Source organism: Microbacterium sp. HMH0099 (assembly GCF_049384025.1).
Lineage (GTDB): Bacteria > Actinomycetota > Actinomycetes > Actinomycetales > Microbacteriaceae > Microbacterium.
On sequence record NZ_JBMRJR010000005.1, the window covers coordinates 336,458 to 351,310 of the forward strand.

Genomic DNA, 14,853 nt, shown 5'->3' on the forward strand with positions numbered 1-14,853 from the left:
CGGCGAAGGCCGTGCCGCGGGAACGGCGAAGGGCCGCCCCGAACGGGACGGCCCTCCGTGCGACGGGATGCGTCAGTTGTTGCCTCGCAGGATCGCGAGGATGCGCAGGATCTCGACGTACAGCCACACGACGGTGACCATGATGCCGAAGGCGCCGACCCAGCCGTAGACGCGGGGAGCGCCGTTGCGCACGCCGCGCTGGATCTGGTCGAAGTCGAGCACCAGCGAGTACGCCGCCATGATGACCACGAAGACGCCGATGATGACACCGAGCGGGATGCCGAAGATCTCGATGCTGCTGCGCAGACCGAAGGCGCCGCCGGCGAGCGGCACGTTGAACAGCATGAGGCCGAGGTTGACCAGGCTGAACACCAGGTAGCCGACCATGGCGATCATGAAGATCTTGGTGGCGCGAGCGGAGGCGCGGATCTTTCCGCTGGCGAAGAGCGCGAGGGTCACACCGACGACGGAGAGGGTCGCGAGCGTCGCCTGGACGACGATGCCGGGGAACTGGAACTCGAAGAACGCCGAGATACCACCGACGAACAGACCCTCGAACGCCGCGTAGGCGACGAAGACGGGGACGGACGGCTTCTTCTTGAAGATGGCGACCATCGCGAGAACGAATCCACCGAGGCCACCGATGATCATCGGGGCGACGTTGGGGCCGGTCGTCACGGAGACGCTGCTCATCGTCCAGATCCAGCCGACGACGGCGGTGACGACGAGCACGCCGAACAGCGCGAGCGTCTTGAAGACGGTGTCTTCGACCGTCATGCGGCCGGTGTCGACCGAGCCGGCGGCGGGGGCGGCGTAAGCCCCCTCGAGACGCGCGTCTGCTGCGGGATCGGCGGCCGGGGGCGGGCTGTAGCGCGTCTGCGCGCCACCGGCTCGGGGGTCCTGGAACGCCGGGGTATTGAATGCCGGGTTGTTGAGGGCCACGGGAACTCACACTCCAAAGTTGTGATCACAGCACCGTGCTGTCAGACAACACTAGCCGAGGGGCCTCGGAGAATGCCGGTGCAGACTGGGATTCCGCTATGAGCGTGCAGGCCGTTCACCCTCCGCGGCTAGCCTGTGCCGGTGGCATCCACGCGCCCTCTGATCATCGGCCACCGCGGCGCCCCCGGGTACCTGCCCGAGCACACGCGATCGTCCTATTTGCGCGCGATCTCGGACGGGGTGGATGCCGTCGAGCCCGACGTCGTGCTCACGCAGGACGGCGTGCTGGTCGTCCGCCACGAGAGCGAGATCGGGGCCACGACCGACGTCGCCGACCGTCCCGAGTTCGCCGACCGTCGGACGACGCGGCTCATCGACGGCGAGAGCGTCACCGGATTCTTCACCCTCGATTTCACCTGGGGCGAGCTGTCGACCCTCCGTTGCCGGGAGCGGATCCCCGCGCTGCGACCGTCGAGCGCCGGTCACGACGACCGCGAGCCGATGCTGCGCCTGCGCGACGTGCTCGCCCTCGCGCGCTCCGGCGGCGTGGGCGTCGTCCTGGAGATCAAGCACGCGGCGTCGTTCGACCGGCTGGGGTTCGACATGGCCGCGCTCGTGCGCGACGAGCTGCGGGACGCCGGGTGGGCGGACGACCCGGCCCTCGTCATCGAGTCGTTCGAGCCGCTCGTCCTGGCGCGGCTGCGGGCCGGCGGCATCCGGATCCCCCTCGTTCAGCTGCTCGAGGCGACGGGGGCGCCCTGGGACCTGCGCGAGCGGGACGGGGCGGATGCCGCGACGTGGGCGTCGATGCTCGCGCCGGACGGCCTGCGGCGGCTGCGCGAGGAGGTCGACGGGATCAGCCCGGACAAACGGATGATCCTCGATCCGGACCGGCTCGGCCGCGTGCGGGGCCCGGCGGCATTCGTCGCCGCCGCGCAGGAGAGCGGCCTGCGGGTGTTCACGTGGACCTGCCGTCCCGAGAACGCGTTCCTGACGCGGGCGTTCCGGCGGCCCGGCGGTCCCGCGGCGTTCGGCGACTGGCAGGGGGAGTGGGCCGTGCTGCGCGCGGCGGGGCTGGACGGGGTGTTCGTCGACCATCCCGACCTGGGCGTGGGGTTCTTCGGCTGAGGCTTCTGCGGCGGCTGGTGTGTCTGCGCCGTCGCCGAACTCCTGTGTTTTGTGGCGGCTGGTGTGTCTGCGCCGTCGCCGAACTCCTGTGTTTTTCGGCTGCGCGCCGCTCACGCTCCCGTGAGGACGGAATCCGGTCGATGTTCAGGAGTTCGGTGGGGGAGCGGCCGCGAGGGGCGGGCGGAGTTCAGGAGTTCGGGGGCGAGGGGCGCGCGGCGTTCCGGAGCGCGGCACGGCGGGCGGTCGAGCCGCAACCCCGACCGGCCGGAGCGGGCCGGACGGGAGGATGGCCGGATGACGAGCGACGTGACGATCGTGGGTGCGGGCATCTCGGGACTGGCGTGCGCGCGGGCGCTGCACGACGCCGGGAGGACCGTGCGGGTGCTCGACCGCGGTCGTCGGCCCGGCGGGCGCCTGTCCAGTCGCACCCTCGACGGTCGGCCCGTCGACCTCGGCGCCTCCTACTTCGTCGTCGGCGACGACGACCGGTTCGGGGCCGTCGTGGCCGACTGGGAGCGACGCGGTCTCGCCCGCCCCTGGACCGACACCTTCCAGGTGATCCAGGACGGTGGCCGGCCGACCCCCAAGACCGGTCCGCTGCGGTGGGCCGCCCCGAAGGGGCTGCGGTCCCTCGCGCTCGACCTCGCCGACGGCCTTGACGTCACGTCGGAGCACACGGTGGCATCCGTCGCCCCTTATCGCGTCGACGACGCCCCCGCGGGGGAGGTCGTCCTGGCGCTGCCCGCCCCGCAGGCCGCACGCCTGCACGACCCGGTGCCCGGTGCAGTGCAGGACTGGGAGCCGGTGATCGCCGTGGTGCTGCGCTGGGAGGCGCGGCGCTGGCCGGCCGACCTGCACGGGGCCTTCGTGAACGGCGATCCCGATGTCGCGTTCCTCGCGGACGACGGCGACCGCCGCGGAGACGGCGTACCGGTGCTCGTCGCCCACACGACCGGCGACCGGGCCCGGCGGCACCTCGAGGATCCGGATGCCGCCATCGCCCCGGTCCTCGCCGCGACCCGGCGCCTGCTCGGCATCGACGCCGACCCCGTGGCGACGTACGCGCACCGCTGGACGTTCGCGCGTCCGGCCGAGACCACCGGCGAGCCGTTCTTCCGGTCCCCCGGACTGTCCGCGTGCGGCGACGCCTGGGGGCAGAGCTCCTCCGTGCGCACGGCGTGGGCGTCGGGGGACGCCCTCGGGCGGGCGCTCGCCGCGGGCTGAGGCGGTTCGCCCGCGGCATCCTGGGTCGGGTGAACGCTCTGCGGCGTGGGTCCCGCGTCGGGTGAACGCTCTGCGGCGTGGGTCCTGCCTCCGGTAAACGCTCTGCGGTGGGGGAAACGCCGTGGCGGGGCGTTTCCGCCGCGAGGGAGCGTTTACCGGGGATCGACGTCGCGGCCTCGAATGGTCCTGCTTCGGGTAAACGCTCTGCGGTGGGGGAAACGCCGTGGCGGGGCGTATCCGCCGCGAGGGAGCGTTCACCGGCGGCCGGGGCGCGGCGTCCTTGGGCGTGTCTGACGGTCCGCCTAGGCTGACCGGATGGATGCCGGAATCGACGCGACGCGAGTGCGACGGGCCTTCGGTTCCGTGCACGCCGTGCAAGAGGTGACCTTCCAGGCCGCGCCCGGGCGGGTCACCGGACTCGTGGGGCCGAACGGCTCGGGCAAGACGACGCTGATGCTCATGCTCGCGTCGCTGCTGCGGCCGGACGCGGGGGAGATGCGCATCGGCGGTGTCGACCCCGTCGCCGATCCGTCCGGTGCCCGTCGGCTCCTCGGATGGATGCCGGACGCCCTGGGCGCGTGGCCCAGCCTGACGTCGCGCGAGGTGCTCGTGGCGACCGGCCAGCTGTACGACCTGTCCCGCACCGACGCCCGGGCGCGCGCCGACCAGCTGCTGGCGGAGGTCGGACTGAGCGCGCTCGCCGGTTCCGCGGCGCGGGTGCTCTCGCGCGGGCAGAAGCAGCGTCTCGCGCTCGCCCGCGCCCTCATGCACGACCCGCGCGTCCTGCTACTCGACGAGCCCGCGTCGGGTCTGGACCCGCAGGCTCGCGTCGATCTGCGGATCCTGCTGCGGCGTCTGGCCGCCGAGGGCCAGACGATCCTCATCTCCAGTCACGTGCTCGCCGAGCTCGAGGAGGTCGTCGACGACGCGGTCTTCCTCGTCGAGGGCCGCACGGTCGCGGGCGACCGCATCGCGGCGGCCGCGACCCGCGTGCGGACATGGCGCGTGCGGCTGACGGCGGACGCCTCGCGCTCGTCCGCGGCATCCCGGGACGCAATCGCCGGGGCGCTGGGCCGGGCCGGCGAGGACGTCCGCGTGGACCGACGCGACGTGCTCGTGCCCTTCACGGACGACGCGGCGGCGGCAGCGGGGCTCCGCGCCCTCGTCGGGGCGGGTCTCCCCGTGGTCGAGTACGCCCCGGCCGTGGGCGACCTGGAGCACACCTTCCTCGACCTCCGGGACGAGGCCGGGCCACCGGACCGCGGGGAGCCGCCGTTCCACGATCGCCCGACCGAGGGGAGCGGCCGATGAACCTCCACCGTCTCGGGACGATCATGGGGATTGAGCTGCGCCAGCGGGTGCGGTCCGTCGCCTGGTACGTGCTGCTCGGCGTCTTCGCCGTCGTGCTCATCGCCGTGATGGCGTTGTCGCTCACGACGTTCGCCGCGTCCAGCGACGGCTCGCAGTGGTTCTTCTCCCTCGTCATCATGCTCGTGCTGCTGCTGACACTGCTCATCTCGCCGACGCTCAGCGGCAGCGCCGTGAACGGCGACCGCGACACCGCGACGCTGGCTCCCGTTCAGGTGACGCTCGTCACGACGGCCGAGATCGTCGTCGGCAAGTTCCTCGCCGCGTGGGTCTCCGGGCTGGCGTTCCTCGTCGTCGCGTTGCCGTTCCTCGTCGTCGCGACGCTCGCCGGGGAGCTCGACCCGGGCACCATCGTGGCCGCCCTCGTCGTGCTCGTGGTCGAGGTCGGCATCGTCGCGGCGATCGGCGTCGGGCTCTCGGCCGTCGTCGCGCGGCCGCTGTTCTCGGTGGCCAGCACGTACCTCGTCGTCGCCGCCCTGACCATCGGCACGCTCATCGCCTTCGGCCTCGGAGGGACGGCTCTGCGGACGGAGCAGACCACGGTCACGCGCGACATCGACTGGGCCGCGCTCCCGCCGGGGTGCGACCCGTACTCGGCGACGGGCTCCGGCACGTGCCCCACCTTCGAGGAGCTCGAGTGCATCGAGTCGACGTACGTGTCCGAGGTGCCGCGCTTCGACCGGGTCTGGTGGCTGCTGGCCGCCAACCCCTTCGTGGTGCTCGCGGACGCCGTCCCGCCGACGTACGACGCTCAGGGCTACCCGCGCGACCTCTTCGGTCAGATCGCCTCGGGAGTGCGCGCGGCCCAGACCCCGCCCGATGACCGCTTCTCGTACGACGGCTGCACGCTGCCGAGCAATCAGCCCGGCGGGGCATCGCCCGAGCAGCAGGCAGAGGGCACGTCGCCGAGCTGGTTCGTCGGACTGCTCGTCCAGCTCGTGATCGCGGCGGGTCTGATGCTGTGGGGCATCGCGCGCACCCGGACACCCGCGAAGCGGCTGCCGCCCGGTACGCGGATCGCCTGAGCGTCCCCGGCGGGGCGCATCGCCGACGGCATCCGGGGGCCCGTCCGTCAGTAAACGCTCCGGGCCGGGGGAAACGCCGTGGCACGGCGTTTCCGGCACGGGAGCGCGTTTACTGCGCCCGTCCTGGCCGCCCGACCGCCTGAGCGACCCGCCCGACCGCCTGAGCGACCCGCCGACTGCGCTCCGGCGTGCGGCGGCAGCGAGCGGCAGGCGGCGGATGGATGCCGTCAGCGCAGACGCTCCGCCAGGTGTACGGCGTCCCACGGCGCACGACCGCGGGCGTCGTTGTCGAAGTAGACGTAGACGTCGCGCGGCATCCCGTCCTCCGATCCGTCGCCGCTCCGCCAGCCGCGGATGCGGGCGGCCCACGCGTCCAGCTCGTCGTCGCCGTACCCGCTGGCGTACAACTCCTGTGAGCCGTGCAGCCGGACGTAGACGTGGTCGGCGGTGACCGCGTCGAAGACGGGCCATCGGCCGGCGGTGTCAGCGAGCACCAGGGAGACGCCGTGTTCGCGGAGGATGTCGGCGGCCCGGGGGTCCGAGAACGACGGCGACCGCGGCTCGAGAGCGTGCCGGAGCGGAACGTCCGCCTCGATCTCCAGCCACGTGCGCCCGTCGAGACGGTCGTCGTGCTGGCGGGCGAGCGCGAGGGCGTCGCCGGTCGTGCGGGGCAGCTCGGCGAGGAAGGCGGCGAGGACGTCGGGGTCGAACTCCACCCGCTCGGGCAACTGCCACAGAAAAGGGCCGAGCGTGGGGCCGAGGGCGAGCACCCCCGAGGCGTAGAAGTTCGCCAGCGCCGTGCGCACCCCGACGAGGCGCAGCATGTGCGTGACGTACCGCGATCCCTTGACGGCGAAGACGAAGCCCTCCGGCACCTCGGCGCGCCACCGGTGGTAGCTCGACGGGCGCTGCAGCGAGTAGAACGACCCGTTCAGCTCGACCGAGCGCAGGCGCTCGCCGACGTACTCGAGCTCGCGGCGCTGCACGAGGCCGCGCGGATAGAAGTCGCCGCGCCACCGGGGGTAGCGCCAGCCCGAGATGCCGACGAACGCGTCAGCGATCAGGCGTGGCCCTCCGCGGCGGGGAAGCCCGGGTCGTCGGCCTTCGGCTCGCCGTCGATCGCGTCGCCGGTGTCGCTGTCGAGGTCGACGTGCTCCTCGTGCTGGGCGGCATCCTCACGGACCTCGTCGGTGACGGCGTCGGTGGGGGCGGCCGAGTCCGCGCGGGCGTCGTCGGCGTGGCGGGAGGGGATGTCAGGGTTGCTCATGCGTCCACGGTGCCTGTTGGCGCGACGACGCGGCACCGGCTTGACACGCGCCGGGTGCCGGCCCGCGGGCCGGGACGGAGCCTCAGTCGGTGGCATCCGGGAGCGAGGACCCCACCACGGACCAGGCCGGGAGGGGATCCTCGTAGTGCGCCCACGCCGCGGGACCCGCCGCGATCTCGTCGTCGGTGAGGGCGGCGTCGTCGAGGAGGCGTCCGAGCACCGCGGGGGAGAGGTCGAGGCCGGTGAGCGCGATCTCCTGTCCGAGCCCCATGCGGCCGTCGTCCGCGCCAATCGGCTCGATCCACATCGCCGACCCGACCTGCTCCCAGCGGGCGAGGATCCCCGGACGCGTCGCCAGGCGGCAGAAGCCGGCGGAGCGGACGAGACGCCCGGCGGCGCCCTCGTCGAGGCGGTCCAGTGCCGCCATCAGGCGACCGGGGTGGAACGGCCGCACCTGGTCGTAGCGGAGGGTCCGGACGCGACGATCGGACATGTACGGGTCGTGCTCGTCGTTGAGCGCCCGCACCCATCCCGCGCGCTCGAGCACCTCGGACTCGCCGTCGCGGACGGCCGGCGAGGCGAGGTCGCGCACGGGATCGAGGGAGAGGCGGACGATCGCGGCCGGGTTGAGGTGCGAGGCGAGCGCCATCTGCACGGCGAGGGCCGCGGTCGGCACCTGCTCCCAGTTCACCCACACGATGCGCGTCGCCAGCTCCAGGGCGGTCGCGGCCTGGCGGGCACGGGCGCCCACGTCCCCGCGGGGGTCTCCGGGCCGGGCGGATGCCACGAGGGCGGCGTCCTCGACCAGGTCCCCAATCATGTGGCGGGCGTCGACGACACAGACGGCCTCGGCCGCGACGCCGCCGTGCGAGAGGAGGGTGTGGACGAGGTCCACGTCCGTGCCGAGGTCGACGACGATCCGGCCGTCATCCGTCCGCGGTCGGGGGCGGGGGAGCGTGTGCGCCGTCCCGTGGTCGGTACGACGAGCGAGGTGCAGCGCGCGTCCCGTCGCGGTCGCGATGCGCTCGGCGTACGCCAGCCGCTCCGGCGCGCACACGCCCATGATCGCGATCGTGGCATCCATGGCATCCACCCTTCGTTTTGTCGTCGGACTCTCGACACCCTACCCTCTTATCGAGAAGAGTTATCAATAAGGAGGTCGCCATGAAGGTGCGCGCATCAATCAAGTCCCTCAAGAACCAGCCGGGGGCGCAGGTCGTCCGCCGGCGCGGGCGCGTCTACGTCATCAACAAGCTCAACCCGCGGATGAAGGGGCGCCAGGGGTAACGAGAACCGTTACCGATTGACTGCACATATTGCAATTCGTTTATGTGTGCGGTGAAGTGGAGGGCGTGGACAAGATCGCGGGCCTGCACGATGCCGCCGAGCTGTTCAAGGTCCTCGGCAGCGAGTCGCGCCTCGCGCTCGTCTGGCTGCTGAGCCGCGAACCGCTGACGGTCGGTGCGCTCGCCGAACAGACCGGTCTGTCGCAGCCGCTGGTGTCGCAACACCTGCGGACCCTGCGGCAGGCCGAGCTGGTGACGTCGGAACGCGAGGGCAAGGAGATCCGCTACGCCCTCGTCGACCAGCACGTCTCGCACGTCGTGCTCGACGCGATCGCCCACGTTCAAGAGCCCACCGAACAGGGGAACGATTCATGAGCACGACCGAGACCCACGCCGAGCACACCGTCGACGAGCACGCCCACGGCGACGACTGCGGCCACCAGAAGATCGAGCACGGCGACCACATCGACTACGTGCACGGCACCCACCACCACGCCCTCCATGGCGACCACTACGACGAGCACGAGTCGCCGGCCGAACACACGGTCGACGAGCACCGTCACGGCGACGACTGCGGGCACGAGAAGATCGACCACGACGGTCACGCCGATTACGTCCACGACGGTCACCGCCACGCCCTCCACGAGACGCACTACGACGAGCACTGAGGCGCCCGTCCCCGACGCACTCGGGACGGAAACGGCCCGTCTTCCCTCCGGGGAGGCGGGCCGTTCGCATGCGGCGTCAGGCCGTCAGGCGGAACGCGCGTCCCTCGAACGTCACGACGTCGCCGACCTGCAGCTGCCGCCCGCGGCGGCGGTCGATCTCGCCGTTGACCTGGACGTACCCGTCGATGATCGCCTCCTTCGCCTCGCCGCCGGAGTCGACGGCGCCGGCGAGCTTCAGGAACGAACCGAGGCGGATGCCCTCGCTGCCGATCGGGACGTCCTGGGGCGCGGGGGAGGTCATGGATCCAGGATGCCAGCACTCCGTGCGCGTCCGTCGCACCGGACGCGCTCGGTCACGCTTCGCGATCGACCAGGCGGATGAGGGTCGGCAGGCCGCGCGACGTCGCCGGAGCGCCCGTGAGGCGTTCGATGACGGGCGTCGCGTTCGACTCGCGGTCGCGCTCGTTCCGGGTGACTGTCCAGCCGACGGCGGTCTGAAGGAGCGAACAGCGACGTCGCGCCGCTTCGCTCGCGGCCCGCTCGTCGAGGGCGATGAGGACGGGGGCATGCAGGGTGAGCTCTCGCCGTGCGGCGTCATCGGCGCCCCGGTGAGCGGCGACGATGTCCGCGAGGTCGTCGAAGCCGTGCACGAAGACCTCGCGTTCGACCCCCGTCCGCACCGCGAGGGCGGACATCGCGTCCGTCGCGAGGGCGGCAGGGCCGGAGAACACCACGGTGCCGTTGCTCTGGAAGGGCGCGACGTCGCGGCATCCGGCATCCTCGAACGACCCGACGAGGTCGGCCGTCGAGACGTGGCCGCGCTGGCCCTGGTTGAGATTGCGGATGAACGCGACGCGGCGCATCGAAGACGGCGTCGGCGAGGACATGACGGTCAGCGGTCGCGGCCCGAGGTGGCGCGCTCCGTCCGCGACGCGCGCGCGGGGTCGGACGGGCTGCTCCACCGGGCCGGCACCCGGCGCATGACGAGGACGTCGTCGAACTGCGCGGAGCCCGCCGGGAGCCCGTCGAAGAAGCTCGACTCGAGGGTGTCGATCGTCGCCGCCTCGACGCGCCACGCGTCCGTGTCGAGTCGCAGGCCTTCCAGGCTCCCGTTACGGGCGGGAGACCATCCGACGGCGTCCTTGCGGAAGAAGTCCGACGCGGATGCCAAGGATGGGAACAGCCCGCTGCGGAACGCCTCGTCGGGAGCGAGCCGCGCATCGACCCGGACCCGCAGGTCGTCGGCGTCGATGTGCACGGAGATCTCGGCATCGGTCTCCTTCGACACGATGCGCGCACGACGGTGGACGCCGGGGAAGACGCGACCGCCCACAAGCCGGGCGAGGCGGGAGGCGCTGTGACGCCGGGGGATGTAGACGCCCGTCCGGGTGCCGCTCGGCGCGTCCCACTCGACGGCGATGCGGTGGGCGGCGTTCTCGCTGCGGTGCCCGATCTCGGGGCCCACCCACGCGGGCCGGAAAGCGCCGAGCCGGATGAGGCAGACCCCGGCGACGGCGCTCCCGTCGATGAGCTGCGGGCGCAGCCCCTGCGGGAGGAGCTCGCGCGCGACGGCGGGGTCGACGCGGTAGTTGACGAGCAGGCGGCGCTCGATGGTCGCAGCCATTGTCGGGATGATGGTCGCCATGGCCCGATCCTCCTCGGCGCGGCCGAGCGGGGCAACGGCGACGGCGGGAAGCGCTACGGCGTCGAGGTATCCGCGACGGTCCAGCTCGCGCTCGGCGCCGGGACGCTCAGAACAGGCGGGTGAAGCGCGGACCGTCGTAGCCGTCGCGGCTGACGTGCTCGGTGAACATGGCGAGGGGGCGCACCCAGAAGGAGTAGTCGTCGTACAGCTTCCGGTAGAACACCATCGGCTCCTCGGTCTCGCTGTGCCGGCCGGTGCCGATGACTTCGTAGCGGGCGCCCTTGAAGTGCTGATAGATGCCGGGCTCGACGGCGACGGGATCAGGTGATGGCATCCCGTGATCGTACGGGGCCGGGTGTGCACCCGGGGGCGTGGACGCGACGGCGGGAGTCGAACCCGCAACGCCTCCGGTTATGAGCCGAGGCCCGGGACCGCCCGGATCGCCGCGATGTCCTCCGACGCTAACCCAGGCCGTCGCGCCGCAGGGTTTCGTTGCGCCGGGTGACGGGATGTGTCCTCAGGCGTCGCGACGACGGCTGTCGAGGATCGCCCGCGTCGAGTGGTCCAGGTGCGCCCGCACGGCGCGTTCGGGGTCGGACAGCGCGGCGGCGACGTACGCGCGATGCTCGGCGGCCAGCGCGCCCGCGGGATAGGCCGGCCGGACATGCGTGAGCAGCAGGTGCATCTCCGAGTCGAGCCGGCGGTACTCCTCGGCGATCCGCGGGCTGCCGGCCGCGTCGACGAGGGCCAGGTGCACGCGCGCATGCGCGTCGAGCGTCGCGGGCCAATCGCCGGACTCCTCCGCGGCGGCGAGGGCGTCGAGGGCGTCGTCGACGTCGGGGGGATGGATGCCGCCCTCCTTCACGATCCGCACGGCCTCTGTCTCGAGGGCGCAGCGCAACTGCTGCAGCGCCACGAGCGCCGCGTCGTCGAGGAGGGACACCCGCACGCCGCGGTACGGCTCGGCGGTGACGAGCCGCTCGGCCGTGAGCCGGGCGAGGGCGGTCCGGGCGGTGTGCCGGGACACCCCGTGGGTCGCGCTCAGCTCCTCCTCGCGCAGCGGCGTGCCCGGGGCGAGCTCGCCGGACAGGATGCCGCTCCGCACCGCCTCCGCGACGAGGTCGGCCGCCCGCGGGCCCGGGGCATCGCCGCCGGTGCGGGCGTTCGGGGCGCCGGCGCGGCCGCCGGCATCGACCGGGCGAACCGCAGCGGCGCGGGCGTTCGCCGCGGGGGAGTGGTCGGGCGCGTCACGCCGAGGGGATGGCATCCAGGGCCCCCTTCCGACGACGCGCGGGGACCGACACGATCGCGAGGCCCACCGCGATGAGGGCGAGGCCGAGGGCGCTGATCGCCGTGAGCTCCTCGCGCAGCACGAGCAGGCCGAGGACGGTGGCGGCGAGCGGCTCCGCGAGGGTCAGCGTCGCGACGGTCACGGCGCTCAGGCGCGCCAGCCCCCAGCCGAACAGCAGGTACGCCACCGCGGTCGTCACGACGCCCAGCCACAGGGCGAGCGCGAGCCCGGCGGGTGCGAACAGCCATGACGTCCCGGCCAGCAGGAGCACCGGCAGGCTGGCCACGGCCGCCAGGCCGAACACCGTGCCCATCACGCGGGTCGAGTCCCACCCCCTCTCGATCAGCGACTTGCCGCCGACCGTATAGAGGGCGTACGACATCCCCGCTCCCGCCGAGGCGAGCAGACCGCCGGGCGCGAGGGCGACGGCGCCGCCGGTGACCCCCGACACGAGGACGACACCCGCGAGGGCGACGGCCGTGGCCAGCATCCAGCGCGAGGTCGGCGGACGGCGGAGGCGGACGGCATCCATGATCCCCGTGGCGATCGGCGCGGAACCGAGGGCGACGACGGTGCCGATCGCGACGCCGTTCTCGCGCGTGCCGAGGAAGAACAGCGGCTGGTACGCGAGGACGCCGACCACGCCGAGGGCGACGAGGAGCACCGTCGCGCGGGACGGGAGGACGGGACGGCCCGGCGCGCGGGTGCGGCCGGCGCGCGCCAGGGCGATGAGGCCCAGGATGCCGCCCCCCACGACGATCCGCGCGGCCCCCACCGCCAGAGGGGAGGCGTCGACGAGGGCGAGCGCCTGCGCCGTCCCCGTGGTGGAGAAGCACAGTGCCGCGGCGAGGATCGCGAGGGCGGGGAGCATGGCAAGATTGTTACACAATCCGCCGAGGCGATGGCGGGGACGCCTCTCGACGGCGGGTAACGTAGGCGCATGGCGATGCGGGCAGGACGGGGGACCCTCGCCGCCGCCACCGCCGTGATGCTCCTCGGGATCGGCGTGCTGCTGGCCGCCCTGGTCGACCCGTTCACCCGTCTGCCCGTCACGGTCAGCGCGGAGACGGAGTGGTACGCCCGGGGCCTGCTCGTGCTCTCCGCGGCCTGGCTCGTGATCGGAATGGTCGCCGCACGAACGCGGCTCGTCCGCCGGCCGGGCGCTGCGGCGGCACGCGCCACGTGGGTCGCCTCGACCCGCCCCTGGCGCGCGAGGGAGTCCGCGCTCGGCGTGCTGCCGCTCGACCGGTGGCTCATGATCGTCGTCCCCGGCGGGCTGCTCGTCGCGACGCGGTTCGTCCAGGCCCCGCACGACGGGGCGCTCAGCGTGCTCGTCGCGCTCGCCGGCTGGCTCGTCTTCGCTCTCGCCGTCCGTCTGCTGCTGGGCCGTCGGTCGCCGTGGCCCGTCATCGCCGCGGTGGGCGGAGCGCTCGTGCTGCGCTGCACGGTCGCGCTCGGCGCGGTGTCGCTGTCCGGCCCGGAGGGCGTCTGGCAGGCGCTGTGGACCCGGCCGACGGTCCGCGTCCTCTACATCAGCATCGCCTTCGCCCTGCTGGCGTGGCTCTTCGTCGCCGCGGGCTGGTCGCTCACGGCGCAGATCGGTGCGCGCCGGGCCACCGGCATCGCCCTCGCCGGCGTGGGCGCCGGATACGCCCTGCCCGCAGCGACCGTCGCCGCCGTCGGCGCGGCCGTCGCCCTCGACTCGTGGAACGACCAGATCGGCGTCCTGCCCTGGAACCTCGGGGAGATGACCGGGGGACGCGGCGGCGGGCTCGCCGTCGAACTCGTCGCGGTCTCTGCCGCCGTCGGCGCCGTGGTCGCGATCATCGGGATCGCGCTCGCGCTGCCCGGGCGGCAGAAGACGCGCGAATCCCTGTAGAAAGCGGCGTCAGCGCGTGATGCTGCGATCGAAGGCGCCGCGCCGGGTCTCGACGACCTCCTTGCCGAGCGGCATCAGCGACACCGGCACGAGCTTGAAGTTGGCGATGCCGAGCGGGATGCCGATGATCGTCAGGCACAGAGCCACCCCGCTGAGGATGTGGCTGAGCGCCAGCCACCATCCGGCGACCACGACCCAGATCACGTTGCCGATGAACGAGAAGACACCGGACGTCGACCGATCGCGGATGTCGCGGCCGAACGGCCACAGGGCGTAGGCGCCGATCCGGAAGGACGCGATGCCCCACGGGATCGTGACGATGAGCAGGCACAGGATGACCCCGGCCACCATGTACCCGATGAAGAGCCAGAAGCCGGAGAGCACCAGCCAGAGGACGTTGAGGATGAGCCGCATAGAGGAATCCTGGCCGCAGGGTCTGTGAGGCGTCCGGGGGTTTGACATCACGTCACCGGGAGGGGCTATCCCTGCGGGAGGCCGCGCGCAAGTGCCCTGTCGCCCACAGGCGGCGCGGTTACCGTGGCGGCGTCACCAGGGAGGGACACATCATGAGCGACTTCACTCGAGCCACCCCCGAGCGCCGCGTCCTGTCGAGCTTCGGCGAGTACGCGGGCGCCCAGGCCGCCGTCGACCGCCTGTCGGACGAAGGCTTCCCCGTCGAGAACACCGCCATCGTCGGCCACGACGTGCGCATCGTCGAGCAGGTCACCGGACGGATGACCCGAGGACGCGCGGCCGGTCTCGGCGCGGCGTCCGGCGCCTGGTTCGGTCTGCTGATCGGACTCGTCTTCGGCATCCTGGCACCCGGTGCCGCGTGGATCGGCCTCCTCCTGTGGGGCGCCGTCCTCGGTGCCGTGTGGGGTGCCGTCTTCGGCTTCGCCGGGCACGCCTTCACCCGCGGTCGCCGCGACTTCTCGTCCGTGCAGGGCTTCGAGGCCGAGCGCTGGGACGTCATGGTGGATGCCGAGCACCTGAGCCGCGCGCAGTCCATCCTCTCCGGCTCGGTCGGCGACGCTCCGGCCGATGTCGTGCCCCCGCGTCCGCCGGCACCGCCGGCTCCCGCGGTCTGATCGTCGAGGCGCCCGCGGTCTCCCGACCGTGGGCGCCTCCGT

At 72.8% G+C, this 14,853-nt stretch carries 20 protein-coding genes and 1 tRNA gene; 9 read left to right on the plus strand and 12 right to left on the minus strand.

Features of this window, described 5'->3' with window-relative positions; translation table 11 throughout:
- Positions 1-72: 72 nt before the first annotated feature.
- Positions 73-942, minus strand: coding sequence for a Bax inhibitor-1/YccA family protein (locus tag ACO03V_RS13575; protein ID WP_423137937.1), 870 nt, complete (start codon positions 940-942; stop codon positions 73-75).
- Between the two features lie 141 nt (positions 943-1,083).
- On the opposite strand from ACO03V_RS13575, the gene ACO03V_RS13580 reads away from it, so the two are divergent.
- From ACO03V_RS13580 to ACO03V_RS13595, 4 genes are all read left to right on the plus strand, one after another.
- Positions 1,084-2,070, plus strand: a complete 987-nt coding sequence (locus ACO03V_RS13580) for a glycerophosphodiester phosphodiesterase family protein (RefSeq protein ID WP_423137938.1) — start codon at positions 1,084-1,086, stop codon at positions 2,068-2,070.
- Positions 2,071-2,364: 294 nt separating this feature from the next.
- Positions 2,365-3,294 (plus strand): NAD(P)/FAD-dependent oxidoreductase, encoded by a 930-nt coding sequence (locus tag ACO03V_RS13585; protein WP_423137939.1) that lies wholly within the window; start codon positions 2,365-2,367, stop codon positions 3,292-3,294.
- 315 nt (positions 3,295-3,609) lie between these two features.
- A complete protein-coding gene (locus ACO03V_RS13590; protein WP_423137940.1) occupies positions 3,610-4,605 on the plus strand; it encodes an ABC transporter ATP-binding protein in 996 nt (331 codons plus the stop codon).
- Positions 4,602-5,687, plus strand: coding sequence for an ABC transporter permease (locus ACO03V_RS13595; protein ID WP_423137941.1), 1,086 nt, complete (start codon positions 4,602-4,604; stop codon positions 5,685-5,687). The genes ACO03V_RS13590 and ACO03V_RS13595 overlap by 4 nt, the downstream gene beginning before the upstream one ends.
- Before the next feature lie 227 nt (positions 5,688-5,914).
- Here ACO03V_RS13595 and ACO03V_RS13600 read toward each other — a convergent pair whose 3' ends face one another.
- The 3 genes from ACO03V_RS13600 to ACO03V_RS13610 form a co-directional block, all read right to left on the minus strand.
- Entirely contained in the window at positions 5,915-6,748 is an 834-nt protein-coding gene (locus tag ACO03V_RS13600; RefSeq protein WP_423137987.1) for a DUF72 domain-containing protein, read from the minus strand.
- Entirely contained in the window at positions 6,748-6,954 is a 207-nt protein-coding gene (locus tag ACO03V_RS13605) for a hypothetical protein (protein ID WP_423137942.1), read from the minus strand. Before ACO03V_RS13605 ends, ACO03V_RS13600 begins: the two co-directional genes overlap by 1 nt.
- Positions 6,955-7,036: 82 nt before the next feature.
- Positions 7,037-8,038, minus strand: a complete 1,002-nt coding sequence (locus ACO03V_RS13610; RefSeq protein ID WP_423137943.1) for a GTP-binding protein — start codon at positions 8,036-8,038, stop codon at positions 7,037-7,039.
- An 80-nt stretch (positions 8,039-8,118) separates the two neighbouring features.
- Between ACO03V_RS13610 and ykgO the strand changes: the two genes are divergently transcribed.
- The 3 genes from ykgO to ACO03V_RS13625 all read left to right on the plus strand — a co-directional run bounded on the left by ykgO (position 8,119) and on the right by ACO03V_RS13625 (position 8,908).
- Complete coding sequence (ykgO, locus tag ACO03V_RS13615; protein ID WP_367729123.1) at positions 8,119-8,241, plus strand: type B 50S ribosomal protein L36; 123 nt, start codon at positions 8,119-8,121, stop codon at positions 8,239-8,241.
- A 65-nt stretch (positions 8,242-8,306) separates the two neighbouring features.
- Entirely contained in the window at positions 8,307-8,615 is a 309-nt protein-coding gene (locus tag ACO03V_RS13620) for an ArsR/SmtB family transcription factor (protein WP_367729129.1), read from the plus strand.
- A complete protein-coding gene (locus ACO03V_RS13625) occupies positions 8,612-8,908 on the plus strand; it encodes a hypothetical protein (RefSeq protein WP_367729131.1) in 297 nt (98 codons plus the stop codon). The genes ACO03V_RS13620 and ACO03V_RS13625 overlap by 4 nt, the downstream gene beginning before the upstream one ends.
- 76 nt (positions 8,909-8,984) lie before the next feature.
- Here the strand turns inward: ACO03V_RS13625 and ACO03V_RS13630 are convergent, their stop codons facing one another.
- From ACO03V_RS13630 to ACO03V_RS13660, 7 genes are all read right to left on the minus strand, one after another.
- Complete coding sequence (locus ACO03V_RS13630; protein ID WP_367729133.1) at positions 8,985-9,209, minus strand: RNA-binding S4 domain-containing protein; 225 nt, start codon at positions 9,207-9,209, stop codon at positions 8,985-8,987.
- Between the two features lie 52 nt (positions 9,210-9,261).
- Positions 9,262-9,795: a DUF1697 domain-containing protein gene (locus ACO03V_RS13635; protein WP_423137944.1), complete on the minus strand. Its 534-nt coding sequence runs from the start codon at positions 9,793-9,795 to the stop codon at positions 9,262-9,264.
- Between the two features lie 5 nt (positions 9,796-9,800).
- On the minus strand, positions 9,801-10,553 hold the full coding sequence (locus ACO03V_RS13640; protein WP_423137945.1) for a DUF2071 domain-containing protein: 753 nt from the start codon (positions 10,551-10,553) through the stop codon (positions 9,801-9,803).
- A gap of 106 nt (positions 10,554-10,659) precedes the next feature.
- Positions 10,660-10,887 carry a DUF1653 domain-containing protein gene (locus ACO03V_RS13645; RefSeq protein WP_367729138.1) on the minus strand — a complete coding sequence of 76 codons (228 nt, stop codon included), beginning with the start codon at positions 10,885-10,887 and terminating at the stop codon, positions 10,660-10,662.
- A 38-nt stretch (positions 10,888-10,925) separates the two neighbouring features.
- Positions 10,926-11,001: transfer RNA gene (locus ACO03V_RS13650), tRNA-Met, on the minus strand.
- A 69-nt stretch (positions 11,002-11,070) separates the two neighbouring features.
- Positions 11,071-11,820, minus strand: coding sequence for a GntR family transcriptional regulator (locus ACO03V_RS13655; protein ID WP_423137946.1), 750 nt, complete (start codon positions 11,818-11,820; stop codon positions 11,071-11,073).
- Positions 11,801-12,715 (minus strand): DMT family transporter, encoded by a 915-nt coding sequence (locus tag ACO03V_RS13660; protein ID WP_423137947.1) that lies wholly within the window; start codon positions 12,713-12,715, stop codon positions 11,801-11,803. The genes ACO03V_RS13655 and ACO03V_RS13660 overlap by 20 nt, the downstream gene beginning before the upstream one ends.
- Before the next feature lie 69 nt (positions 12,716-12,784).
- Between ACO03V_RS13660 and ACO03V_RS13665 the strand changes: the two genes are divergently transcribed.
- Positions 12,785-13,723 carry a hypothetical protein gene (locus tag ACO03V_RS13665; protein WP_423137948.1) on the plus strand — a complete coding sequence of 313 codons (939 nt, stop codon included), beginning with the start codon at positions 12,785-12,787 and terminating at the stop codon, positions 13,721-13,723.
- Positions 13,724-13,732: 9 nt separating this feature from the next.
- Here ACO03V_RS13665 and ACO03V_RS13670 read toward each other — a convergent pair whose 3' ends face one another.
- Positions 13,733-14,137, minus strand: a complete 405-nt coding sequence (locus tag ACO03V_RS13670; RefSeq protein ID WP_423137949.1) for a YccF domain-containing protein — start codon at positions 14,135-14,137, stop codon at positions 13,733-13,735.
- 152 nt (positions 14,138-14,289) lie between these two features.
- On the opposite strand from ACO03V_RS13670, the gene ACO03V_RS13675 reads away from it, so the two are divergent.
- Positions 14,290-14,811 (plus strand): general stress protein, encoded by a 522-nt coding sequence (locus ACO03V_RS13675; RefSeq protein WP_423137950.1) that lies wholly within the window; start codon positions 14,290-14,292, stop codon positions 14,809-14,811.
- The last annotated feature ends 42 nt before the right edge of the window (positions 14,812-14,853 follow it).